General features: G+C 66.7%; 27 protein-coding genes and 1 pseudogene. 17 read left to right on the plus strand and 11 right to left on the minus strand.

Annotated features, from left to right (window positions below):
- Nucleotides 1-76 precede the first annotated feature (76 nt).
- Nucleotides 77-1219, plus strand: coding sequence for an acyl-CoA dehydrogenase family protein (locus A5691_RS10890; RefSeq protein ID WP_067784014.1), 1143 nt, complete (start codon nt 77-79; stop codon nt 1217-1219).
- A complete protein-coding gene (locus A5691_RS10895) occupies nt 1216-2457 on the plus strand; it encodes an acyl-CoA dehydrogenase family protein (RefSeq protein WP_067888395.1) in 1242 nt (413 codons plus the stop codon). The genes A5691_RS10890 and A5691_RS10895 overlap by 4 nt, the downstream gene beginning before the upstream one ends.
- Here A5691_RS10895 and A5691_RS10900 read toward each other — a convergent pair.
- Nucleotides 2454-4421 carry a SpoIIE family protein phosphatase gene (locus A5691_RS10900; protein ID WP_067785207.1) on the minus strand — a complete coding sequence of 656 codons (1968 nt, stop codon included), beginning with the start codon at nt 4419-4421 and terminating at the stop codon, nt 2454-2456. The two genes, A5691_RS10895 and A5691_RS10900, sit on opposite strands and share 4 nt — an antisense overlap.
- Before the next feature lie 220 nt (nt 4422-4641).
- On the opposite strand from A5691_RS10900, the gene A5691_RS10905 reads away from it, so the two are divergent.
- The 3 genes from A5691_RS10905 to A5691_RS10915 are packed head-to-tail and all read left to right on the plus strand — an operon-like array spanning nt 4642 to nt 6950.
- Nucleotides 4642-5142 carry an oxidoreductase gene (locus A5691_RS10905; RefSeq protein WP_067785210.1) on the plus strand — a complete coding sequence of 167 codons (501 nt, stop codon included), beginning with the start codon at nt 4642-4644 and terminating at the stop codon, nt 5140-5142.
- Nucleotides 5143-5155: 13 nt separating this feature from the next.
- The gene (locus tag A5691_RS10910) at nt 5156-6649 is read left to right on the plus strand and encodes a molybdopterin-dependent oxidoreductase (protein ID WP_067785213.1); all 1494 of its coding nucleotides are present in this window, start codon (nt 5156-5158) and stop codon (nt 6647-6649) included.
- Nucleotide 6650: 1 nt separating this feature from the next.
- Nucleotides 6651-6950, plus strand: a complete 300-nt coding sequence (locus A5691_RS10915) for a hypothetical protein (protein WP_067760495.1) — start codon at nt 6651-6653, stop codon at nt 6948-6950.
- Here A5691_RS10915 and A5691_RS27270 read toward each other — a convergent pair.
- Nucleotides 6913-7290 carry a hypothetical protein gene (locus A5691_RS27270; protein ID WP_067888386.1) on the minus strand — a complete coding sequence of 126 codons (378 nt, stop codon included), beginning with the start codon at nt 7288-7290 and terminating at the stop codon, nt 6913-6915. The genes A5691_RS10915 and A5691_RS27270 overlap by 38 nt on opposite strands.
- A 267-nt stretch (nt 7291-7557) precedes the next feature.
- On the opposite strand from A5691_RS27270, the gene A5691_RS10920 reads away from it, so the two are divergent.
- On the plus strand, nt 7558-8052 hold the full coding sequence (locus A5691_RS10920) for a DUF421 domain-containing protein (RefSeq protein ID WP_067760497.1): 495 nt from the start codon (nt 7558-7560) through the stop codon (nt 8050-8052).
- A 4-nt stretch (nt 8053-8056) separates the two neighbouring features.
- Here the strand turns inward: A5691_RS10920 and A5691_RS10925 are convergent, their stop codons facing one another.
- The 4 genes from A5691_RS10925 to A5691_RS10940 form a co-directional block, all read right to left on the minus strand.
- Entirely contained in the window at nt 8057-9262 is a 1206-nt protein-coding gene (locus A5691_RS10925) for an amidohydrolase family protein (protein WP_067760499.1), read from the minus strand.
- 124 nt (nt 9263-9386) lie between these two features.
- Entirely contained in the window at nt 9387-10415 is a 1029-nt protein-coding gene (locus A5691_RS10930) for a hotdog fold thioesterase (RefSeq protein ID WP_068018329.1), read from the minus strand.
- A 77-nt stretch (nt 10416-10492) separates the two neighbouring features.
- Nucleotides 10493-10846 (minus strand): hypothetical protein, encoded by a 354-nt coding sequence (locus tag A5691_RS10935; RefSeq protein WP_068018327.1) that lies wholly within the window; start codon nt 10844-10846, stop codon nt 10493-10495.
- 69 nt (nt 10847-10915) lie between these two features.
- Nucleotides 10916-12358, minus strand: a complete 1443-nt coding sequence (locus tag A5691_RS10940; RefSeq protein ID WP_082950246.1) for an aldehyde dehydrogenase — start codon at nt 12356-12358, stop codon at nt 10916-10918.
- A 151-nt stretch (nt 12359-12509) separates the two neighbouring features.
- On the opposite strand from A5691_RS10940, the gene A5691_RS10945 reads away from it, so the two are divergent.
- The 11 genes and pseudogenes from A5691_RS10945 (at nt 12510) to A5691_RS10995 (ending at nt 20499) form a co-directional block, all read left to right on the plus strand.
- Nucleotides 12510-13778, plus strand: a complete 1269-nt coding sequence (locus tag A5691_RS10945; RefSeq protein WP_068018455.1) for an aromatic ring-hydroxylating dioxygenase subunit alpha — start codon at nt 12510-12512, stop codon at nt 13776-13778.
- A gap of 5 nt (nt 13779-13783) precedes the next feature.
- Entirely contained in the window at nt 13784-14113 is a 330-nt protein-coding gene (locus A5691_RS10950) for a hypothetical protein (RefSeq protein ID WP_068018458.1), read from the plus strand.
- Nucleotides 14110-15372: an amidohydrolase family protein gene (locus A5691_RS10955; RefSeq protein WP_068015543.1), complete on the plus strand. Its 1263-nt coding sequence runs from the start codon at nt 14110-14112 to the stop codon at nt 15370-15372. Before A5691_RS10950 ends, A5691_RS10955 begins: the two co-directional genes overlap by 4 nt.
- A complete protein-coding gene (locus A5691_RS10960; protein WP_068015560.1) occupies nt 15356-15808 on the plus strand; it encodes a MarR family winged helix-turn-helix transcriptional regulator in 453 nt (150 codons plus the stop codon). The genes A5691_RS10955 and A5691_RS10960 overlap by 17 nt, the downstream gene beginning before the upstream one ends.
- Before the next feature lie 123 nt (nt 15809-15931).
- Nucleotides 15932-16204, plus strand: a pseudogene (locus A5691_RS10965) (2Fe-2S iron-sulfur cluster-binding protein); the annotation flags it as partial.
- Nucleotides 16205-16239: 35 nt separating this feature from the next.
- Nucleotides 16240-16983, plus strand: coding sequence for an SDR family NAD(P)-dependent oxidoreductase (locus tag A5691_RS10970; RefSeq protein ID WP_068015547.1), 744 nt, complete (start codon nt 16240-16242; stop codon nt 16981-16983).
- Nucleotides 16984-17002: 19 nt separating this feature from the next.
- Complete coding sequence (locus A5691_RS10975; RefSeq protein ID WP_068015549.1) at nt 17003-18271, plus strand: aromatic ring-hydroxylating dioxygenase subunit alpha; 1269 nt, start codon at nt 17003-17005, stop codon at nt 18269-18271.
- Between the two features lie 4 nt (nt 18272-18275).
- Nucleotides 18276-18611: a hypothetical protein gene (locus A5691_RS10980; RefSeq protein ID WP_068015551.1), complete on the plus strand. Its 336-nt coding sequence runs from the start codon at nt 18276-18278 to the stop codon at nt 18609-18611.
- Nucleotides 18612-18645: 34 nt separating this feature from the next.
- Nucleotides 18646-19491 carry a TauD/TfdA family dioxygenase gene (locus A5691_RS10985; protein WP_068015553.1) on the plus strand — a complete coding sequence of 282 codons (846 nt, stop codon included), beginning with the start codon at nt 18646-18648 and terminating at the stop codon, nt 19489-19491.
- 7 nt (nt 19492-19498) lie between these two features.
- Nucleotides 19499-20044 (plus strand): carboxymuconolactone decarboxylase family protein, encoded by a 546-nt coding sequence (locus tag A5691_RS10990; RefSeq protein WP_068015557.1) that lies wholly within the window; start codon nt 19499-19501, stop codon nt 20042-20044.
- Nucleotides 20045-20094: 50 nt separating this feature from the next.
- The gene (locus A5691_RS10995) at nt 20095-20499 is read left to right on the plus strand and encodes a hypothetical protein (protein ID WP_231980961.1); all 405 of its coding nucleotides are present in this window, start codon (nt 20095-20097) and stop codon (nt 20497-20499) included.
- A 9-nt stretch (nt 20500-20508) separates the two neighbouring features.
- Here the strand turns inward: A5691_RS10995 and A5691_RS11000 are convergent, their stop codons facing one another.
- From A5691_RS11000 to A5691_RS11020, 5 genes are all read right to left on the minus strand, one after another.
- Complete coding sequence (locus A5691_RS11000) at nt 20509-22011, minus strand: class I adenylate-forming enzyme family protein (protein WP_067760505.1); 1503 nt, start codon at nt 22009-22011, stop codon at nt 20509-20511.
- On the minus strand, nt 22008-22943 hold the full coding sequence (locus tag A5691_RS11005) for an acyl-CoA dehydrogenase family protein (protein ID WP_067760507.1): 936 nt from the start codon (nt 22941-22943) through the stop codon (nt 22008-22010). The genes A5691_RS11000 and A5691_RS11005 overlap by 4 nt, the downstream gene beginning before the upstream one ends.
- Complete coding sequence (locus tag A5691_RS11010; protein WP_197499217.1) at nt 22940-24097, minus strand: acyl-CoA dehydrogenase family protein; 1158 nt, start codon at nt 24095-24097, stop codon at nt 22940-22942. The genes A5691_RS11005 and A5691_RS11010 overlap by 4 nt, the downstream gene beginning before the upstream one ends.
- Nucleotides 24094-25191, minus strand: coding sequence for an acyl-CoA dehydrogenase family protein (locus tag A5691_RS11015; protein WP_067760509.1), 1098 nt, complete (start codon nt 25189-25191; stop codon nt 24094-24096). The genes A5691_RS11010 and A5691_RS11015 overlap by 4 nt, the downstream gene beginning before the upstream one ends.
- On the minus strand, nt 25188-25435 hold a 248-nt coding region (locus A5691_RS11020; protein ID WP_255392547.1), incomplete at its 5' end, for an acyl-CoA dehydrogenase family protein. The genes A5691_RS11020 and A5691_RS11015, both read right to left, overlap by 4 nt.

Here is a 25435-nt window from a genome sequence, read left to right on the forward strand (position 1 = left end):
AGGGCACTCCGGTAGCTCTTACCGTAGCGCTCGTTGCTAGGATCGATACGCCGGCGATTCCTCCACGAGAGGCAGCATGACGACACTCGACTCTCCCGAAAAGACGCTGTTCACCTCGACAACCCAAGCATTCCTGGAAAAGGAAGCGCCGCTGCGCCGCGTGCGCGAGTTGCAGGCCGCGGGGGAGTCCTTCGATCCGGCTTGGTGGCTGCGCGCCGCGGAGCTCGGCTGGACCAGCCTGCTGGTGCCCGAGGAATTGGGCGGCGGCAGCATTACGGAGAGCGGTTTGGCGGATCTGGCACTGGTCGCCGAACAGCTCGGGAAGACGGTGGCGCCGGGACCCTTGTATCCGGTTAGCGCCGTGCTGGCCGCGCTCGTCGGGTGCGCGGACCGGCAGCCCCACCTCGCGACCATCGATGCGTTGATGTCCGGCGAAACCGTGGCGTCGTGGGCGGTTTCGGAGCCCGGCCGCGGATGGGCGCCGCTGGACCCCTCGGTGACGGCCACCCCCACCGATTCCGGCTACCGGATTGACGGCACCAAGGACCGGGTCGAGGCGGGCGCGCAGAGCGCGGTGCTGCTGGTGGTGGCGCGTTGCGGTGACGAGGTGCGCCAGTTCCTGGTCCCGACCGATGCGCCCGGCGTCACGGTGGTCCCGCAGCAGTCGGTGGACATGGTCAAGCAATACGCCAGGGTGCGGTTCGACGGCGTGGTGGTGGAGCGATCCGCGGCCGTGGGCACCGCCGCCGAGACGGCCGCGCTCGTCGACCGGCAGGGCCAAATCGCCCAGGTCCTGCAGTGCGCCGAGGTGGTCGGGATCCTGCAGACAGTGTTCGACCTGACCGTGCAGTGGGCGCTGGATCGGCACACCTTCGGGCGCCCGTTGGCGTCCTATCAAGCCCTCAAGCACAAGTTCGCCGACATGAAGCTGTGGCTCGAAGCCTGCCGCGCCACTACGGCCGCGGCGGTCGCCGACGTCGCGGCGAACTCGCCAGAGGCGGGGCTGTCTGCCAGCATCGCCAAGTCCTACGTGGGTGAGATGGCCGGCCAGATCGTTCAGGCCTGCGTGCAGATGCACGGCGGCATCGGCGTCACCTGGGAACACGACCTGCACCTCTACTTGCGTCGGGTCACGTTGTACCGCTCCATGTTCGGGACGCCCGAGGAACACAACCTGCGGGTGTACGAGCACGAGAAGGCGGGGCGTTCGGACCCATGACGACCGAATCCGTTGCCGACTTCGCGGCCCGGGCCAGGGCATGGCTGGCGGACAATATGCCCCCCATCGATCCCGAGTCACCCCCGCCAGCCCCGCGCGACGACGAGCGATCCTGGCTTCGGGCTCGGGAACTCCAAAAGCGCTTGTACGAAGGAGGATTCGCGGGGATCTGCTTTCCCCGTGAGTACGGTGGACTCGGACTCGACTACGAGTATCAGAAGGCCTTCGACGCCGAATCCCTCACCTACGAAATGCCGCTGATCCTCAACACCCCCACGTTCACCATCTGCTGTGCCACACTGCTCGACACCGGCAGCGAGGAGCAAAAGAAGCGCCACATCGCCGCGGCGCTGCGCGGTGACGAAGTGCTGGTTCAGTTGTTGTCCGAGCCCAGCGGCGGGTCCGACCTGGCCGGCGTCATCACCCGGGCCGAACGTCAGGGCGACCGCTGGATACTCAACGGCGCCAAGACGTGGAGCACCAGCGCGTTCGCCGCCGACTACGGGCTGTGTCTGGCCCGCACCAATTGGGACGTCCCCAAGCACGAGGGCTTGACCATGTTCCTGGTGCCCATCGCGCACCCGGGAATCACCTTGCGCCGCATCACGATGCTGAGCGGTTCCACCGAATTCTGCGAGGAGTTCCTCGACGGGGTGGACGTCGGCGACGACGCCGTCGTCGGCGAGGTCGACGGCGGCTGGGCGGTGGCGTCGCGGCAGCTGTACCACGAGCGCCGGGCGGTGGGGCAGGGGTCCGAGTTCGCCAGCGGCAGCGGCAGCGAGGGCGGCCACACGATTCCCGTTGACTACGTGAGCCTGATCGAGAAGACGGGCCAGGCCGGTAACGAACGCGTCGAGCAGTTGGCCGGCCGCGCGCTGGTGCAGCGCGCGGTGGCCGAGCAGCTGATCGGCCACGTGTACCGCAGCGTCCGAGACGGCACCCTACCGCCGGCCGGCGGCACACTCATCAGGCTGTTCCACGCCGAGACGGTGTTCGTGAACGTCGACACCGCCATGACGATCGCCGGCAGCGCCGGCGTTGTCGGGGAACCCGGCGAAGGCCTGGAAACCGGGCTGCGCTACCTGTCCCGCCAGACCGTGGCGATGGGCGGTGGCACCACGGAGATGGCCCGCAACGTCATCGGCGAGCGGGTGCTGGGGTTCCCGCGGGAGTTCGCTGCCGACCGCGGTGTGCCGTTCAAGCAGGTGCGGCACGGCCAGCGGTCCGACCGCCCCTAGCCCTCCGCGACGAGATTCTCGGCGAGCCCTCCGGCGACGGGGAGCTGCACCAGCGACAAGACATGGTGCGCGGGGCTTCCCGGCGGGGCCACCAGAACGTACTCGCTGCCCTGCCGCTGCGCGCGGTCGCGGGCGGCGGCCAGCGCGCTGACACCGGCCGATCCGAGGTGGGTCACGGCACTGAGATCGATCGTCAACGGCGCTACGCCGGAACGGCTTTCGACCGCGATCTGTCGATCCAGCGTGGACGCCGTGGTGGAGTCCACGTCGCCGCTGACCGCGATGCGGCCCGGTTCGGTGACCAAGGAGACGAACTCGGAGTCGACCGACTTCGGCCGATCTCCCCGGCTGACAAGCGTGTCGGTGACGAAATTGGCCGGTCGCGACAGGCGGTGCGTCAAGCTGGCGGTGGTACCACCGGGCCCGTGACTGACGTGCGCGTGGGACACCAGGGCCTCGGCCATGGCAAGGCCGCGGCCGCGGCCCTGCTCGCCTTCCCGGTGATCCTTCCACTGCCCGTGGTCGATGACCGACGCGTGCAGGCTGCCGTCCCCCGCCAGCGACGCTTCCACGACGACTCCGTCGGAAACCTCTGTCGCATAACCGTGTTCGACCGCATTCTCGACGAACTCCGAAATCGCGTGCACGATGTCCGAAATGTCCTCGGCCGCGGCGCCTACGTCGGACAGCCACTGACGCAGCCGGGAGCGCACGGTGCGTGCGGCGTGGATCGTGGCGTCCAGCGTCATCTGCAGAGGCGGCGGGGGCATGCGCCGTTGCGCCGCAAGCAGCGTGATGTCGTCGTTGTACCCGGTCGACCGCAACAGCAGTTCCAAAGTCTCCGAACAGATCCGGTCGATGGGCCGCGCCGACGACTCGATGACGAACCCGCCCTGACCGCCGGCGATGTTCGCGGCCAGGTCGGCGAATTCGGCGGTGCTGGCCATCAGCGGCCGGCCGGGGCGTTCGATCAGGCCATCGGTGTAGAGCATGACCGCGTCGCCCACGTCGAGGAACTCCGTGCGCACCGGGAAACCCGTGCCGCTGCCGAGCGGGCCGCCGCCGGACGGCTCGAGGTAGCGCGCGTCGGCCTCCGCCTTGACCAGCAATGGCGGAGGGTGCCCGGCGGTGCAGTACTGGAATTCGCCGGTGCCGAAGTCGAGCGACCCCACGCACACGGTGGCCGACCTGGACCCGGGCACATGCTCGTGGAAGCGGTCGACGGCCGCCAGCGCCTCGGCGACCGGATACCCCGCCAGGAGCTGCATCCGCAGCGCGGTGCGCAACTGCGACATGACCGCGGCCGCCTCGACGCCATGGCCGACGACGTCGCCGACGATGAGAACCAGTCGATCCCCAAGGGGGATCGCATCGAACCAGTCGCCGCCGGCGGCGGTGTCCTGCGCGGCGACCAGGTACTCGGCGGCCACGTCCGCGCCGGGAACGACGGGCACCGACGGGGCCAGCAGCGCCTGCTGCATGACGGTGGCCGAGTCGCGGACGTTGCGGTACCGCTCGGACAACTCCGCCATGCGGGACTCGGCGGCCAGTCGCGCCTGCACCCGGTCGGTGACGTCGACGAAGGCGAGTTGCACCCCCTCGATCGAGCCGTCGTCGGCGCGCCGCGCGGTGACGATGAAGTCGAAGAAGTGTTCCTGCGCCGTCCCGGAGCCCTCGAAGTCCGCCTGCACGCGCCACTCGGTTCCCGACTGGGGCTCGCCCGTTTGATACACCCGGTCGAACATCTGCAGGATTTGCTGACTCTCCAGCTCCGGATAGACCTCGCGCACCAGGAGCCCGATGCTGTCGACCGGGGGACTCAGGGCCCGGTAGGCGGCGTTAACCGCGACGAATCGGTGGTCGGGCCCCTCCAGGCCGACCAACAGCGCGGGGACATTCTCGAAAATGCGGCGCACGTCGTCGGCCGCACCCACGGTCTTGTCCCAGTTTCTCTGGGCCGCCATCGGCCGTCCCTCCTACGGACCCTTCCTCGGACCGAGTCCCGCAAGCTGGCCCAAAAGCGCTGAGCACTGGCCAGGCACAGACATCAAGACTAGCAATGGCGGCCCCGTGCCCGGTGCAACGGTTTTCCTAGCGTGGCGTGCGGCTCTTCGGTGTCCCGGCACGGGTCGAGTGATTAAACCAGGCTTGTTTGTATTTACTCGGCGCGGGTATCACGCGCCCATGGTCAATGTCGGCCCAGGGCGGTTGATCTCGTTCTGGCGAAGCATCTGGTCCTCATCGGTGCTCACCTTCAACGGTTGGGTCGCCTTCAACCTGCCGCGGACGGTGACCGCGCTGGGCGCTGCCCTGCTGGGCGGCCTGGTGGCCCTGCATGCCTACGTCTTCGCCACGCTTTCGCCGGCGCCCTGGTACTTCGCCGTCTACGCGGGCCTGGTGGTGATCGGTTGCCTGTCGGCGATGACGGCGATGGTGTTCGCCCTCAAACCGCGTGTGCCTGCGGCGGGCTGGTACCTCGGGAGTCTGCTCTGCCTGGCCTTTCTCGCCGTCTACCTGATCAGCCGATGGGTCACCCTCGGCGGGCTGGACGCGGTGATGGGCCGATGGGACTTCACCCCGGGCACATTCGCTTTCGCGCTCGCCGCAGCCTTCGTTGCGGTGCACGCGACCGTGCTCTCGGGAGTCAACGTGGCCTACCCGCAACGGCAACAGTGGCACGACTGACTGGAGCTCAGGCATGACGACGCTCGACTATCCGGTGTGGCTGCGGGTCGACCATTGGCTCAACGTCTTGTTCGTCACGCTGATCATCCGCAGCGGCATCGAGATCCTCAGCACCCACCCCAAGTTGTATTGGCACGACGACAGCAAACCGGGCAGCGAATGGGCGCGTTTCACCCGCAAAGTCATGCCGCGGCACCGGCTATACGACACCCTCGACGAAGAAGAGTCCTACAGCTCACTGGTCGCGCTTCCCGGTCACAACAAATTGGGCATGGGACGCCATTGGCACTTCTTCTCGGTGATCGGCTGGATTCTGCTCGGACTGTCGTACTACGTCCTGCTTTTCGCGACCGGTCAATGGCACCGGTACTGGCCCTATTCATGGTCGATCTTTCCCGAAGCCGTCGACGACATCGTCACCTACCTGTCCTTCAACCTGCCGCCGCTGTTGCCCGGCGAGCCGTTGGACGCCATTCAGAAGCTGACCTATGCCGGCGTCGTTTTCCTCCTGGCGCCATTCCAAATCCTGACCGGGGCGGCGCAGTCACCGGCGATCGAGGCGCGCTTTCCGTGGTACGTGCGGATGTGGGGCGGCCGGCAGTGGGCGCGGAGCCTGCATTTCCTGGGATTGCTGGCCTTCGTCGTCTTCATCGTCATCCATCTCTCGATGATCTTCTTTTGGGGCTGGGGTCAACTGATGGCGTCGATGATCTTCGGATCCGTGCGCAACGTGTACTGGGCCACCGCGCTGTCGTTCGTCATCATCGGAGCGATCATCGCCGTCCACATCGCGGCCACGAAGTGGAGCCTCCGCAATCCCACCCAAGTGCAAAGCGTCCTCGGCGGCGTGGTCACCCGGGTTCGGCTGCTCCTGCTGCGCCCGCTGAATTCGCGGCAGGACTACCCGGCCCGCAAGCTGACCGAAGATCACCGAGTGAACGGAAAGCCGCCCGCCAGTACCGAATACAAGGTGATGGCGGTCCACAATTTCGTCGATTGGCGGCTAGCGGTCGGCGGCCTCGTGGAGAATCCGGTGACCCTCGACCTGGCCGCGCTGCGGGCGCTCGCCGAGCGGCAGACGCAGCGGACGATGCACAACTGTGTGCAGGGTTGGACCAGTATCGGCGAGTGGAGCGGGATCTCGCTGGCTGCGCTGGCGGATCTCGTTAAGCCGTTGCCGCAGGCCAAATACATCTGCTTTCTCAGCATGCAGGACACCGGGCGTGACGAACCGGCGGCAGAGACTCCCGGGGGCCAGTTCTACGAGGTGATGGACCTCGAATTGGCCTACAAGCCGCAGACACTGCTGGCATACGAGATGAACGGCCGGCCGTTGCCCATCAAGCACGGCGCCCCTCTGCGGTTGCGGGTGGAGACACAGGTGGGATTCAAGATGGTCAAGTGGATCAACGGGATCGAGTTCATCAACGACTATTCCGGCATCGGTCACGGCCTGGGTGGCTGGCGCGAGGACCACGTGCACTACGACAAGGACATGGAGATCTGAGGTGACCGACCACGACCCGACGGTGCGGCCGGAGCTCATCGAGCTGAATTCGGCTGCGCGGCATCGCGTGCTGGAATGCATCGACGCCAAGGGTGGCCACTGCGAGCGGTGCGGTGGCACCGCCTTCGACGTCGGCCGCGCGCTATACCTCGGATTCCTGTTCTTGAACGAGGACGACGATGCCTACATGGTGGCGCTGACATGTCGCAATCCGGAGTGTGCCAAACCGCGCACCGGGATCGTGTTGCCGGACAAGGAGTTTCTCAGCTACGGCGCATCGGGGAACGCGACCGCATCCTGAGACGACGATGCGTCTTCGTCGTCGCGGCCCTGTCGTCCGATAGGACGGGGCGCGGAAGTCCCAACCGCTCGGCACTTTCGGAGACCCTGCTGAGGTCAGCGCACAGCGACTCGAATCGGTGCCGGTCCGCGTCATCGAGCAGACCGAGGGAGCTGTAATGGACCAGTCGGGGCAGCCGGCCCGCCAGCACAGCGCCCCACCGGACGCTGAAGTCGTAGACCTCGCCGTCCTCGACCAGATCCTTTCGTCCCAGCGCTTCGAGTGCCTGAATCTGGGCGGCGAGTAGTTCGACATCGGCGTCGATGGTCACCGGCGCCCGGCCTTCCGATGCCACACTCATCTGTCCTCCCATCGTCGCGGCCGCCGAACGTGCGCCAGTCTGGCGAATACCCAGCGACAGTCGTTTACACGCGGCGTCCGCGGGTACTGCCGGTCGCGGGGCGGTCCCCGGACCGCAACGACCATGCGCGCAAGGAGGACTGCCATGAGTGAGCCCGGCGGGATCATCGAACTTTGGGCTAAGGGCCTCGGTGTCGATCGTCAACGCGCCCTGGTCCTCGCCCGGCGCGGCCGCGTCTCGTAATTGCAGTGCGAGCAGGCGGCGGCGATGAGTGACCTACTGCTGCAGTTCTACAGCGGGTGGCGGCCAGCGGCCTACGCGGCACTCAAGGCGCTCGCGTTATTCGTCACCGCCGCAGCCGCTTTCCGGCTCATGCTGCGGCGCACGATCGCTGAGTTCACGCCGTTCGATTGGGTCACCGCAGTCGCCGTCGGCGCCATCGTCGGGCGCACCGCGACGGCGGCCGACACTTCGTGGCTTACCGGGGTCGCTGCCCTGCTCACCCTGATCGGCGCCCACGACCTCGTTGCGCGGCTGCGCTTCAAGCCCTGGGTGCGCCGCCTCGTGGATCCACCGGTTCGGGTGCTGATCAGCGACGGCGAAGTGGACGAAAAGAACCTCAAGCGCTGCAGGCTAACTCGGGGAGACCTGGACGCGATACTGCGCCAACACGGTCACCGAACGCCCGCCCACGTCCGCCTCGCCTTATTCGAAACCAAGGGTGTGGTTTCCGTCATCGCCGACGGCGATTCCGCCGAGTGACCGATCAGGCCGAGACGGGCTTCTTCGCCGGTGCGGAGACCTTCATCAGCTTCATCAGGTTGCCACCCATGATCTTGGCGATGTCCGCCTCGTCGAAGTCGGTCAGCTCGTCGACGAAGGAGATGGGGTCCTTCAGGCCTTCGGGGTGCGGCCAGTCGGAGCCGAACAACACCCGGTCGGTGCCCACCATCTTGACGATCTCGGTGAACCGGTCCTCCCAGAACGGGGTGATGTAGACGCAACGCTTGAACGCCTCGATCGGGTTCTCGCTGAACGACTGCGGCATCTTCTTGTAGACGCCCTTGAGGCCCTTGAACAGGTCCGGCACCCAGTCGGCGCCGTTCTCGATCGACAGGATCCGCAGCTCGGGGTTGCGGGACAGCGCGCCGTGACACACCAGCGCACCCATGGCGTCGATGATCGGCCGGTGACCCATCACGAGGCTGCGGAACGGGGTCGGCTTGAACGGCAGGAACTCGTCGCCGGGCTCCCACACGTTCGCGAACTCCGAATAGCCGCTGTCCGAGGCGTGCATCGAGACGGGGATCTCGGCCTTGATGCAGGCCTGCCAGAACGGGTCGAACTCCTCGAGCCCGAACGACCGGCTGCCCTTGTAGCCGGGCACGGGCGCCGGGCGCACCAGGACGGTACGGGCGCCGCGCTCGAGGCACCATTCGAGTTCTTCGAGCGCGCGCTCGACGATCGGCAGCGTGATCACCGGGGTGGCGAAGATGCGGTCCTGGTAGTTGAACGACCACTGCTCGTACATCCATTGGTTCAGCGCGTGGATGACGTCGTGGGTCATCTCGGGGTCGTCCTTCATGCGCTCCTCGACGAGGCTGGCCAGCGTCGGGAACATCAGGGCGTAGTCGATGCCCAGCTCGTCCATGACCTCCAGCCGCGCGCCGGGCTCGCGGAAGGCGGGGATGGCCTTCATCGGCTCGCCGAGGATCTCGCGATAGCTCTTGCCCTGCGCGCCGTTGCGGAAGTAATCCTCCTGGGCGCCCGGCTTGGCGACGACCTCGAACGTCGGGTTGGGGATGTACTCGCTGATGTGGCCGCGAACCACGATCTTGGTGCGGCCACGCACCTGGACGTAGTCGATGACGCGTTTGCGGTTCTCCGGCAGGAACTTGGTCAGGGCCTCCTGCGGCTCGTACATGTGGTTGTCGGCGTCGAACACGGGGAAGGAAAGTTCGCGAGACGGCATGGCGATCTCCTCGGGGCAAATCTGGGGTTCTCAGTAGGTGGTAATGACGTTACCACTCATGAGGGCCTTGCGTGTAGCGCCCATTGGGCCCGGTCGTCGCCGGCGTGACGCCCGATGACGCCGGCTAGGTGCCCGGCCAGGTGGGGATCTCCGGTGTTTTTCCGTCGATGACGGCGAAGTTCACGGTCGCCGTCGCGAGGAGCTCGTCGTCCGCCTCGCCGTAGATGTCGACCTGCATCACCATCGCCCGCCGGCCGGATCGCAGCATCCGGGGCACCGCGAACGCCAAGCCCTGCCGGATCGGGCGAAGGTAGCGAACGAAGAGGTCCGCCGTGGTCATCGTGGTGCCCGGCGTCAGGTATTCGAGGCCGAACTGCCCGCCTGCCACGTCGACGAGCGTCGCGATCAGGCCGCCCTGCAACGCGCCCGAGGTGTTGACGACGGCGGGACTGACCGGCATCGTCATCGCGAATTCACCGTCGCGGGTTCCCGGCCGCAGGCCGATCTGGGCGAACAGCTCGGACAGCGACAGCTGGTTCGACTCCTCGCTGTCCCGGATGCCCAGGGCGCGACTGCAGAACTCGTAGAGGTGCCCGACGTCGACCGGCGTCCCGTTCAATTCCGCACCCAGCCAATGCAATCGCTGCGCGCCCATCACCGTCTGCATCACGATGGCGGCCGACGCCGCGACGTCCAGTCCCGGGTTGAACACGCCCTCGGTGATGCCCTGCCCCACGATGTCGCGGATCAGGCGATGCAAAGGGGAGAGGACCCGCGCGTAATCGCGGGGGCGGGTCTCGGCCAGGTGCTGGTTATAGAGGGTCAAGGCGCGATTGAGGCTGTCTTGTGTGCTTGATTCCGGTTGCTGGCTGATGCGGTCGATCACCAGCTTGAGCGCCGCGGTGCTGTCCAGCCCCTCGGTCTCGGCGCGCCAGGCCTGGACCGATTGGGCGATGGTCCGGTCGAACAGTGCCAGCAGCAATTCGTCCTTGCTGCTGAAATGCTGGTAGAAGGCGCGCAGCGACGTCTTGGACCGGCCGACGACCTCCTGCACCGTTAAGTCGGTGCGGCCGGTTTCGCCCAAGATTTCGACGGCCGTCTTGATGAAGCGGTCGCCGCGGGTCACTTCGCCGTCGTCGCCAAGGTCGGCCATGAGCGCTTCGTCCCCTTCCTCGGCGCGCTGCTCGCGCTATGAGAATGAGGTTACCGCGCCTCCCGGCCGATGTGCGCTCACGCCCTGGGGCAGAAGATTCCGAGTATCTGCTGGCAGTTGTCTTTGTTGATGAGGGCCGGCGGTGGTGGCGGCTTCGGCGGCGGGTTGTCCCCGTCCCAGATCATGCTCGAGACGTTGCCCATCCCGGGCCAGAGGTAGTAGTAGGTGTGGCACACGTTCATGTCCCAGCCCCGAAAAGGGTCGGTGACGTGGTTGCCGGTGGCCGGCAGGGGTTGCCCCGGGCACCATTGATGCGCAGGGCCCCAATCCGGATTGTCGGCCTGGGCGGGGCCCGCGGCGAGTCCGGTACCGGTCACCGCCAGGCCGCCCGACAGCAGTGCGCCGGCAAGTATCTTCTTCAAGGTCTTCAAGACGCTTCCTTTCGCTGAATGATCGGCGAAAGTCTCTCGTTCGGCGTCGGTTACCGATCCCAATTACGGTTATGGCGAAACCGCGATGGACTTCGTCTCGAGATAGCTGTCTATGCCCTCCGGTCCCAGTTCGCGACCGTATCCGCTGCCTTTGACGCCACCGAACGGAGCGAAGGGGTCCATGGTGTAACCCTGGTTTATCCCGAGGGTGCCGGTGCGCACTCGCGCGGCGATCGACAGCGCGCGGTCGGTGTCGCCGGTCCACACCGATCCGGCCAGCCCGTAGTCGGAGTCGTTGGCGATGGCCACCGCATCGTCCTCGTCGCGGTAGGGGATGACGGTGATCACGGGGCCGAAGATCTCTTCGCGGGCGATGCGCATGCTGTTGTCGGCGGAGGCGAACAGCGTGGGCGCGACGTACCAGCCGCGGTCGAGTCCGTCGGGCAGCTCGGTCCCGCCGATGACCAGCCGCGCGCCCTCGTCCAGGCCGATTCGGATGTAATCGTGAACACGCTGCTGTTGGCGGCGTGAGACGAGCGGGCCCAGCTGGGTCCCGAGATCGGTGGGATCGCCCACCCGCAGGGCGGTCATCTCGGCGGCGAGCGCGTCGACGTACTGGTCCTGGCGTTCGCGGGGGACCAGGACGCGGGTCAACGCGTTGCAGATTTGCCCGCTGTTCGACAGGCTGGCCGATCGGACACCGGCGCCGACCGCCTCCGGCGCAGCGTCGTCGAGGACGATGGCCGCCGACTTGCCGCCCAGCTCGAGGCTGACTTTGGTGAGGTGGGTCGCGCAGGCGGCCGCGACGGCCCGTCCCGCCGCCGTCGACCCCGTGAACGACACCTTGTCCACCCCGGGATGGGACACCAGGAGTTGACCGACGGTGCTGTCGCCGGGCAACACGCTGACCACGCCGGCCGGGAGATCGATCTGCTCCAGCATCTCGGCCAAAAGCACCGCGTCCAGCGGAGATTCGCGCGCGGGTTTGAGCACGACGGCGCAGCCGGCAAGCAACGCGGGCACCAATTTGGTGGCGGTGAGGAATTGCGGCATGTTCCACGGCACGATCGCGGCGACGACGCCGACGGGTTGCTTGTGGACCTGCACGTCGGCGCCGAAGAAGCCGTGGCGGGTCTCCTGCCAGGTGTGCCGCTCGGCCAGGTCGCAGAACGCGCGCATCATCATCGCGGGGAGGCCGACCTGGGCGCGCCTCGAAAAGGTTATGGGAGCGCCGATTTCGGCCGTAATGACATCGGCCATCTCCCCGCGCCGCTGATCGTAGGCGTCGGCGAGGCGACGGATCGCCGCGATCCGCTCGGCCGGATCCGTCCGGCCCCAGGGCCCCTCGATCGCCGCTCGGGCGGCGCTGACCGCCGCGTCGACGTCCGCCGGCCCCGCGGCGGCCACTTCGGCGATGGGTTCCTCGGTGTGCGGGGAGATGACTTGGAACGTCTCCCCGTGCGCCAGCACGAAGCGGCCCGGCGCGATCCGCGGCCCGAGGTCTTGACTCATGGAGACTCCCCTTCGGCAATATCAACTACTTGCGATTATGGGGTCGAGCATATACCGTCGGCCCCAACGGGGTCCTCCGCGAGCAGTGAAACCGGTGGCCGCGCGGCTGTCGGAGCGAATCGCGCGGCCGGAGATCGGATTAGGAGCAATGATGGCTCGATTCCCCAAGCCGCCGGAGGGCAGCTGGACGCAGCACTACCCGGAGCTGGGAACGGGCCCGGTCTCCTACGAGGACTCCATCAGCCCGGAGATCCATGAGTTGGAGCGCGAGGCCATCTTCAAGCGCGCCTGGCTCAATGTCGGCCGCGTTGAACAACTTTCGCGCACCGGCAGCTATTTCACCAAAGAGCTGAAAGCCGTCAACACGTCGATCATTGTGGTGCGCACAAAATCGGGGGAGGTCAAGGCCTATCACAACGTATGTCGTCACCGCGGAAACAAGCTGGTGTGGAACGACATGCCGCTCGAGGAAACCAGCGGGGTGTGCCGCCAATTCACCTGCAAGTACCACGCCTGGCGGTACGACCTGGACGGCAACCTGACGTTTGTGCAGCAAGAGGAGGAATTCTTCGATCTCGACAAGAGTCGCTACGGGCTGGTCCCGGTGCATTGCGACGTGTGGGAAGGGTTCATTTTCGTCAACTTCGCCAAGGAGCCCGAACAGTCGTTACGTGAGTTCCTCGGGCCGATGGTCACCGCACTCGAGGGCTATCCGTTCGACAAGATGACCTCGCGATGGCACTACCGTTCGGAGGTGAAGGCGAACTGGAAGCTCTACATGGACGCGTTCCAGGAGTTCTATCACGCGCCGGTGCTGCACGCGAACCAGTCACCCACCGCGTACTCGAAAGCGGCCGCCGAGGCGGGATTTGAGGCTCCGCATTACCGGTTGGAAGGCCCGCACCGGTTGGTCAGCACATCGGGGGTGCGGGCGTGGGAGATGTCGGCGGAGATGCGCAAGCCAATCGAGGACATCTGCCAGAGCGGGCTGTTCGGCCCCTGGGACAAGCCGGACCTCGGGGAGCTGCCCACCGGGCTCAACCCGGCGAAGTGCGATCCGTGGGGGCTGGACTCCTTCCAGCTGTTCCCCAACTTCGTGATCCTGTTCTGGGGCCAGGGCTGGTACCTGACCTACCACTATTGGCCGACGGCGTATAACTCCCACATCTTCGAGGGAACGTTGTACTTTCCGCAGCCGCGGACTCCGCGGGAGCGCGTCGCCCAGGAACTCGCGGCCGTCTCGTTCAAGGAATACGGGCTGCAGGACGCCAACACGCTCGAGGCGACGCAGAGCATGATCGAGTCCCAGGTCCTCGACCGGTTCCTGCTCTGCGACCAGGAGATCCTGATCCGGCACCTGCATAAGGAGACGGCGGCGTGGATCGATCGGTATCGCCGCACCGCTACGGCGGGGGTGTGACCGCGATGCCCACAATCTTGCCAAGCGAATTCGCCGACCTCGAGCAATTCTCGGACTGGTGTCTGCCTTCCGAACCCGAACGCTACGCCAAGAGGCTGGCGAGCACGATGACCGAGATGAAGGCCTTCTACGACGCGCTCACGCCACGGGCGGAAGAGGCGCTCACCTACTGCGACAAGTTCTCACTCGACGACCTACCCGACGACGTGCTGAATCTCATGCACCTGCTGTATTCGATGATCATGGTGTCGTTTCCGGTCGAGTGCTGGAAGCAGCCACGAGTGCCCGACTCCGGTGCGTCCACCCTGGATTGCGTGTCCGAGCCCGTTCCATGAGCACCGTCCTGCGGGCGGCGCGGTGGGCCGACGTGGTCGACGGCCAGGTTCGCTCACCGGCGCTCGTGGTGGTCGAGGGCGAGCGTATCGCCGCCATCAATCCCGAAGGGGGCGCGCCTGATTCGGCCGCCGTCGTCGACCTGGGTGACGTCACGCTGCTGCCGGGCCTGATGGACATGGAACTCAACCTGCTGATCGGCGGCCCGGGCGGACCCGAAGGTTTGCCGTCACCGATGCACGGTGTCCAAGACGACCCCGCCTATCGCACCCTCCGTGGTGCGGTCAATGCCCGCACCACGCTGGAGGCGGGGTTCACCACCGTGCGGAATCTGGGCCTGATGGTCAAGACCGGTGGCTACCTGCTCGACGTTGCGCTGCAGCGCGCCATCGACCAGGGCTGGCACGTCGGCCCCCGCATCTATCCCGCCGGTCACGCCGTGACCCCGTACGGCGGGCACCTGGACCCGACGGTGTTCCAACGGCTCGCGCCCGGCATCATGCCGCTTTCGATAGCCGAGGGGATCGCCAACGGCGTCCCGGAGGTGATCGCGTGTGTCCGTTATCAGATCCGTCACGGTGCGAAGCTGATCAAGGTGTCGGCGTCCGGCGGTGTCATGTCCCACAGCACTGCCCCGGGCGCCCAGCAGTACTCCGACGCCGAGTTCGTCGCGATCGCCGACGAAGCCCACCGGGCCGGGGTACGGGTGGCCGCGCACGCCATCGGCGACACCGCGATCCAGGCGTGCATCCGTGCCGGGATCGACTGCATCGAACACGGATTCCTGGCCAGCGACGAGACGATCCAGATGATGGTCGACCACGGCACCTTCCTGGTCTCCACCACGTACCTGACCGAGGCGATGGCGATCGATCGGATCGCGCCGGAGCTGCGCAAGAAAGCCGAAGAGGTGTTTCCGCGGGCAAAAGCCATGCTGCCCAAGGCGATCGCCGCCGGCGTGCAGATCGCGTGCGGCACCGACGCACCGGCGATCCCGCACGGCCAGAACGCCAAGGAGCTGGGCGCGCTGGTGAGCCGCGGCATGACGCCGATGCAGGCGATCCGGGCGGCCACCGTGGTCGCCGCGGAACTCATCGACGCCGACGGCGAGCTCGGCCGGCTGGCGCCCGGTTACCTCGCCGACATCATCGCGGTGCCCGGCGACCCCTCCCGGGACATCGGCGCCACACTTGAGGTGTCGTTCGTCATGAAGGGCGGCGAGATCTTCAAGCATGGAGGCGGCGATGGAACTCACCGATAACATCCTGTGGCTGCTCAAGCAGGCCTTCTATCACTCGCTGACGACCATCAACGACGCGATGCGCGTGCACGGCGTCAGCACCGCCCAGATCGGCGTGTTGCGCCAACTCGCCAACGAGCCCGGCCTTTCGGGCGCCGACCTGGCCCGGCGGCTCCTGATCAGCCCCCAAGGGGTTCAGCTCGCGCTGACCGCCCTGGAACGCCGCGGCCTGGTGGAACGAAAACGCGACCCCCAGCACGGCCGCATTCTGCAGGCCTATCTCACGGTGGAGGGACGCAACGTCGCGGCGACCGTCGTCAACGACGCGATCGCCGCTCACGAGGAAGTGTTCGGCGTCCTCAGCAAGCAGGAACAGCAGACGCTGCGTGAACTGTTGGGCCGAGTTGTCGAAAAGGGCACCGGCCATGAGCTTTTCAACGACCACGTCGAGGACTGACCCGAAGCCCATTTCGGTATCTCTAGTACTTGATATTAATGGCAAGTAGTTGATATTCTCGGGGAGATGTCAGAACCCACTGCGGCAGCCGGCGCGGGGCCGCGCAACAGCGACGGGGTCATGACCGAGGAAGTGACCATAGTGCTGGACCGGCGCACCACCACGGTGCCTTACAGTGCGGGCGACACCTTGTTGCAGACCGCCCGCATGGCGGGATTGGCCGCGCCGTCGTCGTGCGAAACAGGTTCCTGCGCAACGTGTATGGCCCGACTGACGTACGGAAGCGCCCGGATGCTCAACAACGATGCGCTGGACGAGGACGAGATAAACGAGGGCTGGGTGCTCACCTGCCAGGCGCTGCCGACGAGCCGCACGGTGCACGTCGTTTACGAGTGAATGGACGGGAGACCAACCGCAGTGGAGCGGAGTCGATGAGCCGGGTGGCCGTGGTGACGGGCGGCGCCTCGGGCATGGGCGAGGCCACCTGCCATGAACTGGGCAGGCGCGGGCACAAGGTCGCGGTTCTCGACGTCAACGAGCAAGCCGCGCAACGCGTTACCGAGGACCTGCGCGGCGAGGGCGTCACCGCGATCGGCGTCGGCGCCGATGTCACCGACCGGCCGGCGTTGGAGCAGGCTTTCGCCAAGGTGCGTAACGAGCTGGGTGCGGTCACGGTATTGGTGACCAGTGCCGGGCAGTTCGCTTACTCCGCCTTTGCCGAGATCACCGCCGAATCGTGGGCGCGGATCATCGACGTCAATCTGACCGGCACGTTTCATTGCTGCCAGATCGCACTGCCCGACATGGTCGACGCGCGCTGGGGCAGGATCGTGATGATCTCGTCATCGAGCGCTCAGCGGGGCTCACCGTTCGCCGCCCATTACGCGGCTTCCAAGGGCGGGGTGATCACCTTGACCAAATCGCTTGCGCGCGAGTACGCGCCGTACGGGATCACGGTCAACAACGTCCCGCCGTCGGGGATCGAAACGCCGATGCAGCATCAGGGTCAGGCCGCCGGTTATCTGCCCTCCAACGAGCAGATCGCGGCCAACATCCCGCTGGGCTACCTGGGCACGGGGGCGGACATTGCCGCGGCGGCGGGGTTCCTGTGTTCGGAAGAGGCACGCTTCATCACCGGGCAGGTGCTGGGCGTGAACGGCGGAGCGGTGATGTGACGGCGATCAGGAGGTACAGATGACGCGATCGGGACGGCCCGCTGAGGGTTCCTGGACCGAACACTATCCCGACCTGGGAACCGGTCCGGTGTCGTTCAGCGACTCCACGTCGCCGGAGTTCTACGCACTCGAACGTGAGGGGATCTTCAAACGTGCCTGGCTGAACGTTGCGCGGGTCGAGGAGCTGCCCCGCGCGGGCAGCTATCTCACCAAAGAGCTCGAGGTGGTCGGCACGTCGGTCATCGTGGTGAAGGGGCGAGACGAGCGCATCCGCGCCTTCTACAACGTCTGCCGGCACCGGGGAAACAAATTGGTGTGGAACGACTTTCCCAATCAAGAAACGCGAGGCACCTGCCGCCAATTCACCTGCAAATATCACGGATGGCGCTATGACCTCGAGGGCGCCCTGAAATTCGTGCAGCAGGAAGGCGAATTCTTCGACCTCGACCGGTCGGACTACGGGCTGCGGCCCGTGCCCTGTGACGTCTGGAACGGGTTCGTGTTCATCAACTTCGACCCCAAACCGCGGCAGACGCTGCGAGAGTTCCTCGGGCCGATGGTCACGGGGCTCGACGGATATCCCTTCGACAAATTGACCGAACGCTACGAGTGGGTGGCGCACAACAACAGCAGCTGGAAGATCTTCGCCGACGCGTTCCAGGAGTATTACCACGTACCTTCCCTGCATCCGCAACAAGTGCCCCCCGACGTGCGGGACCCCAACGCCGGATTCACCTGTGGGCATTTTCAGCTCGACGGTCCGCATCGGTTGGTGTCGACCGCCGGGCGTCGGCGCTGGTTGCTGCCCCCGGAGTATATGTATCCCATCGAGCGGGCCACCCAGAGCGGACTCGTCGGACCTTGGCGCACACCGGATCTCGGCCCGATGCCCCCTGGACTCAACCCGGGCGGCATCGAGCCCTGGGGCATCAGCAATTTCCAGATCTTCCCCAACATCGAGATCCTGATCTACGGCGGCTGGTATCTGCTGTACCGGTACTGGCCCACCTCGCACAATACGCATCGCTTCGAGGCGTACACCTACTTCCACCCCGCCGGCAGCGTGCGCGAGCGGATCGAGCATGAGGTGGCGGCCGTGGTACTCAAGGAGTTCGCCCTGCAGGACGCCGGGATGCTCGGCGGCACCCAGGCCGCGCTGGAGTACGGCGTCGTCGACGAGTTCCCGCTCAACGACCAAGAAATCCTGGTGCGCCACCTGCACAAGGTCGTCGTCGACTGGGTGACTGCCTACCAACGCGAACGCGCGTCCGAACCGGCGGGGGTGTGAGCCGATGTCAGATGCCATGTTGCCCAGCGCATTCGCCGAGTTGGAATCGTACGCCCAGAGGTGGTGTCTGGCCACCGAGACCGAACGCTGGAACGTCCGGATGGCCAGCACGATGCCCGACATGCACGAGTTCTACGACGCGTTCTTCCCGCGGCTCGAAGAGGCCATCGAATACTGCGACAAGTTCCCGCTCGACAGCCTGCCCGACGACGCGCTGAACCTCCTGCACATGATCTATTCGTTGATCATGGTCGCGATGGCGGTGGAGATCATGCACCAACCCGCGCCCGTCAGCGCCGCCAACGCGGTCATGATCCGCACGGTCGAGCCGGTGCCCTGACGACAGGGCCCAGTTTCATCAGGAAGGACAGGCCATGAGTCTGCTCACCATCAACAAGCTCACCGCGTCCGTCGGCGCGGAAGTCACCGGCCTGGATCCGGCTCGCCTGGCGTCCGGCGACCCGATCGGTCAGGCGGTCCTGGATGCGTTGGAGGACAACGGGGTTCTGGTCTTCCATGGCCTACGGCTCGCCCCGGAGGTGCAGGTCGACTTCTGTCGTCTGCTGGGCGAGGTCGACCACTCTGCCGACGGCCATCACCCGGTCGCCGGCATTTTCCCCATCACGCTGAACCCGGCCAAGAACTCGTCGGCGGAAATCTTGAAGGCCACATTCGACTGGCACATCGATGGTTGCACGCCGCTCGGCGACGAGTGCCCTCAGAAGGCCACCGTGCTGTCGGCCGTGCAGGTCGCCGAATGGGGTGGGGAAACGGAATTCGCCAACTCTTATGCCGCCTACGACGAACTCACCGACAAAGAGAAGGAGCGCTTCGGCTCGCTTCGCGTCGTGCATTCGCTGGAGGCCTCTCAACGCCGCGCTCACCCCGACGCCAGCCCGGAGCAGGTGGCTCGCTGGCGATCTCGGCGCACCCATGAGCACCCGCTGGTGTGGACGCACCGCACCGGCCGTAAATCGTTGGTGCTGGGCGCCTCGGCGGACTACGTGGTGGGGATGGATCTCGACGAGGGTCGGGCCCTGCTTCAGCAGCTGCTCGACCGCGCCACCGTGGCCGAGAAGGTGTACAGCCACCGATGGTCGGTGGGGGATACCGTCATCTGGGACAACCGCGGTGTGTTGCACCGCGCGGCCCCCTACGACCCCGCCTCGCCGCGTGAGATGCTGCGCACGACCGTGCTCGGCGACGAACCGATCCAATAGGGGCGCCATGACCGAAGCCCGCCCAGTCCGTTTGACGCCCTTGCCGGCCGGGGAGTGGGACGATCGCGCCCGGGCGTCGTTGGCCTCATTGATCCCCGCGGACCGGGCCAATCCCGGGGGCGCGGGCAACGTCTTGGCGACCCTGGTGCGCCACCCGGACCTCACCCGCGCGTATCTACCGTTCAACGCCTACCTGCTGAGGGACTCGACGTTGCCACCCAGGGTTCGAGAGGTCGCACTGCTACGGGTGGTGTCGCGCGGCGAGTGCGAATACCTCTGGGATCACCACGTTCCGATCGCCGAGCGAGCGGGTTTGAGTGCACAGGACATCACCGCGATCAGATCCGGCGTGGCCACCGACGGCGTGGACGGGATGGTCGTTGGCGCCGTCGACGAGCTGATGGAGCATCACACCATCAGCCAGCCCACGTGGGACGAGTTGGGCCGCGCGTTCAGCGACGAGCAACGCATGGACCTGGTCTTCACGATCGGCGGTTACCTACTGCTTGCGTTGGCCGTGAACACCCTTGGTGTGCAGAGCGAACATTCGTGAGCGTTCATGCTCCCGTTATGGCAGGGTTGGCGTGTGTGTTGAGAAAAAGGTTGACCACAGCGGCAATCGCGTTGGGTTGCGCCGGTGGCATGGCCCTGTCGACGTTCGCCCCGCCGGCCGCCGCCGACCAGGACAACTATGTGGCCTTTTTATCCCCATCCCGCAACATCAGCTGCGAGATCGACTACCAGCGCCACGGCATCCCCGACGAGGCGTTCTGCTTCAGCATCTCCCCGCCGCAGTCGGTGACCATGGACCCCGCCGGCGTCCTGTCCCGCTGCACCGGCGAAAGCTGTCTGGCCAACCCGCCCGAAGGCACGCCGAGCCTCGGCTACGGGAAGACGGCTGGAGCCGGGCCGTTCAGCTGCCGGTCGGAGACGGACGGCGTGACGTGCACTGTGAGCTCGGGTCGCGGCTTCACCATATCCAACGCAGGGATTGCCGCCGTAGGCTGACTTTGGCCTTCAGCCGCCACGGGCCTCGATCATCGCCGAGCGATTCACCTTGGTCGCCGCGGTGCGGGGAATCGCGTCGACGAACTCCACGGTCTTGGGCGCCTTGTAGTGGGCGAGCCGGCTCTTCGCGTACTCGATCACCTGTTCTTCGCTGAGCACCGCGCCGTCGGCCGGCTGCACCACCGCGTGCACCCGGCGACCCCACTGCGGGTCGGTGAGTCCGATGACGACGACGTCGGCGATGTCGGGATGACCCGCCAGAGCCGACTCTACTTCCGCCGGAAAGACATTGGCACCGCCGGTGATGATCATGTCGACGCGGCGGTCGACGATGTAGAGATAACCGTCCTCGTCCAGGTAGCCGATGTCGCCGGCGGAGCGAAAGCCGTCTTCGGTGGTCGGTAGCGGCGCCGCGCCGCCGATATAGCGCGACCCCGCGCTCATCGGTGCGCGCAGGTAGATCTCGCCGTGTTCGCCGGGCCCGAGCGGTTTCGTTCCGGCGTCGAGAATCCGGATCTCGGTTTCCCGGAAACCGCGGCCGACGCTACCCGGGTGGGCGAGCCACTCGTCGCCCCGCAATGCGGTGAGCCCGAGGTTCTCGGTCATGCCGTACGCCGACACGATCTGCTGCGGGCTCAGCAGTTCGAACCAGGTGTGCATGAGCGACGGCGGCATGACAGCGGCGCCCTGCAGAATGAACACGATGCTGGACAAGTCGCGCTCCCGGACGTCGGGCCGGGCCGCTATGCGCGCCAGCATTGTGGGCGTGGCCGTGAAATTGGTGATCCGGAAGCGTTCGATGACATCCAAAGCCAGGGCAGCATCGAACTTTTCGAGTATCACCAGATGGTCGCCGGCCAGCAGGAAGAAGAAGGTGGCGAACCCGTTGGTGTGGTACATCGGCGCGGGCACCATGATGGTCTGCGGCTGGGCGACGGGCGTCCAGTTCGACAGGAAGGGCTCGCCGTGTTGGGGGGTCCACAGCGAGGGCGCCAGGCTCAGGATGACTTTCGGTATGCCGGTCGACCCGCTGCTGCAGATGCCGTTGGCGTTGGGGGAGATGGCGTCGGGCAGAGCCTCAGCGGACTCGGCACCGGCCTGGGCATCCAGGCGCCAGCGGCTCACCTCGTCGACGACGACGGCGGGATCGATCACCTCGCGTACCCGATCGCGCTCCCATTCGGGCAGGTCCCAGTGCATGGGAACTGGAACGGCGCCGATCTTCCAGCAGCCCAGTGTGGCCAGGACCAGGTGTATCGAGTTCGGGATCGCCAGGGCGACAAGGGAACCGGTTCCGGCACCTTTTGCGGAAAGCGCGCGGCCCCATTGGTTGGCGCGCGCGTCCAGCTCACCGAACGTCAGCGACTTCGTGGTGCCGTCGAGGGCGACGATGGTTACGCCCGTGTCGTCGCCGCGCTCCTCGGCGAGCTCGGAAAGCTTGGCGCCGAACGGGATTCCGTCCGCTAACGGGTTGGCCGCCCCTTCGGCCGCGATCGGTTCGGTGGCGCTCACGCCGATACCGGCCCGCTGAACAGTGTCTCCAACGAGCCATCCGGGACACCGGGAATCAGTCGCAACGCGAGCGCCTCGGCGCCCAGCGGCAAACGGATCAGCGGTTGCGTGTGACGGTCGAGCACGCTGACGTCGGACTCATCGCAGAAACCCAAGGCGCCGAGCAGCTGATGGGAGGTGCGCAGCACCTGACGCGCGGTGTCGGATGCCTTGAGCCGCAGGACGAGTGCATCAGCCGAGCGGACCGGCAGCGGTAGCGACTCCGGCCGGCAGACGGTGTATTTGGCCAACTCGTGCAGCCCGCGCACGGCGACGGCGGCCTCCGCGACGGCGAACCTGACCGCCTGGAAATCGGCCAGCGGCTTACCGAACTGCACGCGGGCGCGCACATGATCGGTGACGATGTGCAGCGCCTGCTGAACGGATCCCAGAATCCGCCATGATCCCAGCACGAGATGAAGGTTAATGTCGTCGGCGGGGACGATTCCATCGGGTGCGCCGAGGGAAGCGGGCACCAGGAACGGGCCGAGTTTGGCGCTGGTCCGCGACGCCGGCTCCGGGGGGTAGCGGTTGCCGTCCAGGTCGGCGGCGATCCAGTCGCCCGGTAGGTCGCCGTGGTCGATGCGCGGCGCCTCGGGGTTGACCAGGGCCAGGCGGGCGCCGTCGATCGCGAGCAGCTCCTCGACGAGGGGATAGGGCAACACCATCGCGCCGGCGGCCCGGCACAGCACGGCGGCGGCCAGCAGGTCGTCGGGTGCCGACCGCACATCGAGCTCGAACGCACCGACCTCGGTGAGGGCCGCGCGCGCCGCGTCCCGGATGGTGTCGTCGGTCTCGGCGCGCAACGCCGCCTGCGGGCCGCCCAGCCGGGCGAACCGCTTGGCCGCGACCGCGGCGAAGTCGCTGATGTCTTGTGGCAGATCAGTTTTCACCGGTGCTCTCCCAACACGTCGCGGGCCACCAACATCTTCTGCACTTCGATGGTGCCCGACGCCACGGTGGCGGCCTGTGCGTACCGCCAATGGTCTTCGATTGCCCCGTGCAGCGCGGCGCCGCTGCCACTGTCCAGCGCTATCGGGCCCAGCACGTCGAAGAGCAGCTCGGCGACCTGCTGGTCGCACGTCGTGGTGGCGATGCGGGCGGCACTGGCCGCGGCGCCCGCCGCCGGGTCGTCCTGCAACGACACCGCCCGGTAAGCCAGCAACCGGGCCACCCGAAGATCGACGAGCGCCCGGACCCAGCGGGAGCGGAGCGACTCGGGCAGCGTGGACCAGTCGTCCCCGAGCTGGGTGCTCATCCGGTCGAGCAATGATTCGCAGCGCGCGTAGCGGGCGATGCCGACGCGCTCGAATGCCAGCGCCTCGCGCATGACCCGCCAGCCGTCGCCGACCTCGCCGAGGACGTCGCCGGGAAGCGCCTGCACGTCGTCGAGGAACATCTCGTTGAGGTGATGTGGTCCCAGCATCGACCCGATCGGCCGGACGGTAAAGCCGGGGCGGTCCATCGGAATCAGAAAGAGGGTGAGCCGCTTGGGCTTTGGCGCCTCGGGATCGGTGCACGCCGCCAGCACACACCAGGATGCCATCAGCGCATAGGACGTCCACACCTTCTGGCCGGTGATGCGCCAACCGTCCCCGTCCGGCACGGCGCGGGTGCGCAACGAGGCGAGGTCGGTACCGGCCTCGGGCTCGGAGAAGCCCTGGCACCAGATCACATCTCCCGCGGCGATGGCCGCCAGGTGCCTGGCCTTCTGTTCGGCCGTGCCGTAGCGCATCAACGCCGGGCCGACCCAGTTGACCCCCATGTACTGGGGACCACGTGGTTCGTGCTGGGCCCACATCTCCTCGCGCAGCACCGTCTGCTGCCAGACCGAACCCCCGCCGCCGCCATGCTCTTTCGGCCAGGCCAGCGCCAGCAGTCCCTCGGCCGCCAGCAGTTTGCAGAAGGTCTCGGTGGTGGCCAGATCCCGGGGGTTCTCGGTGCAGGCGCCCAAGAAGTCGGCGGGGATGTGGTTGGCCACGAGCTCGCGCAGGTGATTCCGCAGTTGTGCGGCGTCGTCGCCGAGGTCGTAATCCATCGTTGTCATCCCTTCGGCAGCCCGAGCACCCGCTCGGCGATGATGTTGCGCTGGACCTCCGATGTCCCGCCGTAGATGGTCGCGGCAAGCGCGTCCTGGCGTTCGAAGAGCAGATCCGGGTCGCTCAGCGATTGCGTTCCTTGCGCAGCCGCGGCGAGATCCCAAACACGCTGCAAGGTAACGGATCCGAGCAGTTTCATGGAGTCGGCCTCGGGGCTCGGTCGTCCGGCGAGTTCGTTGCCCAGGGCGCGGTACCCGGTGGCCCGCAACGCCTCGGCGTCGGCGAGCAGGGAACCGAGTTCCGCGCAGATGTCCGCGGTCGGCTGCGCGTTGCGCACCGACTCGAGCCCTCGCTTGATCTCGACCCAGTTCATGATCCAGATCATCTGGCGTTCATGGTGCAGCGACGACAGGGCGACGTTCCACCCGCCGTGCAATGGACCCAGCAGGTTGTCCGCAGGCACCTCGACGTCGTCGAGGAAGACCTCGCAGAACGTCTCGTCGGAGATCGACGCCATCCGGATGGGCTCGATCCGCACCCCGGGCGAGTGCAGATCGAGAATCAGGCAGGAAATCCCGCGGTGTTTCGGGGCTTCCGGGTCGGTGCGGGCATACAGTGTGCACCACCGCGATTCATGGGCTTGGGTGGTCCAGATCTTGTGGCCGTTAACCCGGAAGCTGTCCCCATCGCGTTCGGCGCGTGTGCGCAGACCGGCGAAATCCGACCCGGCCTCCGGTTCGGACATGCCCAGCGCCCACCATTCCTCACCGCGCAGCAGCGGGACGAGCAACCGCTCGATCTGCGCCGGGGTGCCGAACTGGCGGATGCCGGGCGCGGCCACGTTGGGACCCGCGATGTTCGGCAGCTTGGGCGCCGAGCGCATCGCCGCCTCGAGCCGAACCTCCATCGCGTCGCGCAGGCCCAGCGATCGACCGCCGTGTTCTTTCGGCCAGGTCGGCTGAATCCATCCGGCCTCGAAGGCCGCCCGCTGGTAATCACGCCGCAGCGGCAGATCCCAGCGGTACTCGCGGTAGTTTTCGTAATAGTCGTTCGGCAGGAAGTCCGTCAGCCAGGCGCCGAATTCTTCGACCACCCCGGTCATGCCGCGCCGCCCGCGAAACGGCGTCCCACTTCGTGGTACAGGGCGCGGCTGTCGCCCAGCATCGCGGCGGCCTGCCATGCGTGCCGGACGTAGAGGTGGGCGTCGTGCTCCCAGGTCTGCCCGAGCGCCCCGTGCACCTGCACCGCGGTTCTCGCGCAGGTGGCCGCCGCATCGCCGGCCGCCGCCTTGGCGAGCGCCGCGGTGGTCCACGCTTCCGCGGGCGCCGTGGTCGGGTCGCCCAGCC

This window comes from Mycobacterium sp. E183 (assembly GCF_001667735.1).
Lineage (GTDB): Bacteria > Actinomycetota > Actinomycetes > Mycobacteriales > Mycobacteriaceae > Mycobacterium.

Bases quoted from the DNA above. Each gene is read 5' to 3' on its own strand.
- A5691_RS10890 (WP_067784014.1), top strand. From the start codon at position 77: ATGACGACACTCGACTCTCCCGAAAAGACGCTGTTCACCTCGACAACC.
- A5691_RS10895 (WP_067888395.1), top strand. From the start codon at position 1,216: ATGACGACCGAATCCGTTGCCGACTTCGCGGCCCGGGCCAGGGCATGG.
- A5691_RS10900 (WP_067785207.1), bottom strand. From the start codon at position 4,421: ATGGCGGCCCAGAGAAACTGGGACAAGACCGTGGGTGCGGCCGACGAC.
- A5691_RS10905 (WP_067785210.1), top strand. From the start codon at position 4,642: ATGGTCAATGTCGGCCCAGGGCGGTTGATCTCGTTCTGGCGAAGCATC.
- A5691_RS10910 (WP_067785213.1), top strand. From the start codon at position 5,156: ATGACGACGCTCGACTATCCGGTGTGGCTGCGGGTCGACCATTGGCTC.
- A5691_RS27270 (WP_067888386.1), bottom strand. From the start codon at position 7,290: ATGAGTGTGGCATCGGAAGGCCGGGCGCCGGTGACCATCGACGCCGAT.
- A5691_RS10920 (WP_067760497.1), top strand. From the start codon at position 7,558: ATGAGTGACCTACTGCTGCAGTTCTACAGCGGGTGGCGGCCAGCGGCC.
- A5691_RS10925 (WP_067760499.1), bottom strand. From the start codon at position 9,262: ATGCCGTCTCGCGAACTTTCCTTCCCCGTGTTCGACGCCGACAACCAC.
- A5691_RS10930 (WP_068018329.1), bottom strand. From the start codon at position 10,415: ATGGCCGACCTTGGCGACGACGGCGAAGTGACCCGCGGCGACCGCTTC.
- A5691_RS10940 (WP_082950246.1), bottom strand. From the start codon at position 12,358: ATGAGTCAAGACCTCGGGCCGCGGATCGCGCCGGGCCGCTTCGTGCTG.
- A5691_RS10945 (WP_068018455.1), top strand. From the start codon at position 12,510: ATGGCTCGATTCCCCAAGCCGCCGGAGGGCAGCTGGACGCAGCACTAC.
- A5691_RS10950 (WP_068018458.1), top strand. From the start codon at position 13,784: ATGCCCACAATCTTGCCAAGCGAATTCGCCGACCTCGAGCAATTCTCG.
- A5691_RS10955 (WP_068015543.1), top strand. From the start codon at position 14,110: ATGAGCACCGTCCTGCGGGCGGCGCGGTGGGCCGACGTGGTCGACGGC.
- A5691_RS10960 (WP_068015560.1), top strand. From the start codon at position 15,356: ATGGAACTCACCGATAACATCCTGTGGCTGCTCAAGCAGGCCTTCTAT.
- A5691_RS10970 (WP_068015547.1), top strand. From the start codon at position 16,240: ATGAGCCGGGTGGCCGTGGTGACGGGCGGCGCCTCGGGCATGGGCGAG.
- A5691_RS10975 (WP_068015549.1), top strand. From the start codon at position 17,003: ATGACGCGATCGGGACGGCCCGCTGAGGGTTCCTGGACCGAACACTAT.
- A5691_RS10980 (WP_068015551.1), top strand. From the start codon at position 18,276: ATGTCAGATGCCATGTTGCCCAGCGCATTCGCCGAGTTGGAATCGTAC.
- A5691_RS10985 (WP_068015553.1), top strand. From the start codon at position 18,646: ATGAGTCTGCTCACCATCAACAAGCTCACCGCGTCCGTCGGCGCGGAA.
- A5691_RS10990 (WP_068015557.1), top strand. From the start codon at position 19,499: ATGACCGAAGCCCGCCCAGTCCGTTTGACGCCCTTGCCGGCCGGGGAG.
- A5691_RS11010 (WP_197499217.1), bottom strand. From the start codon at position 24,097: ATGACAACGATGGATTACGACCTCGGCGACGACGCCGCACAACTGCGG.
- A5691_RS11015 (WP_067760509.1), bottom strand. From the start codon at position 25,191: ATGACCGGGGTGGTCGAAGAATTCGGCGCCTGGCTGACGGACTTCCTG.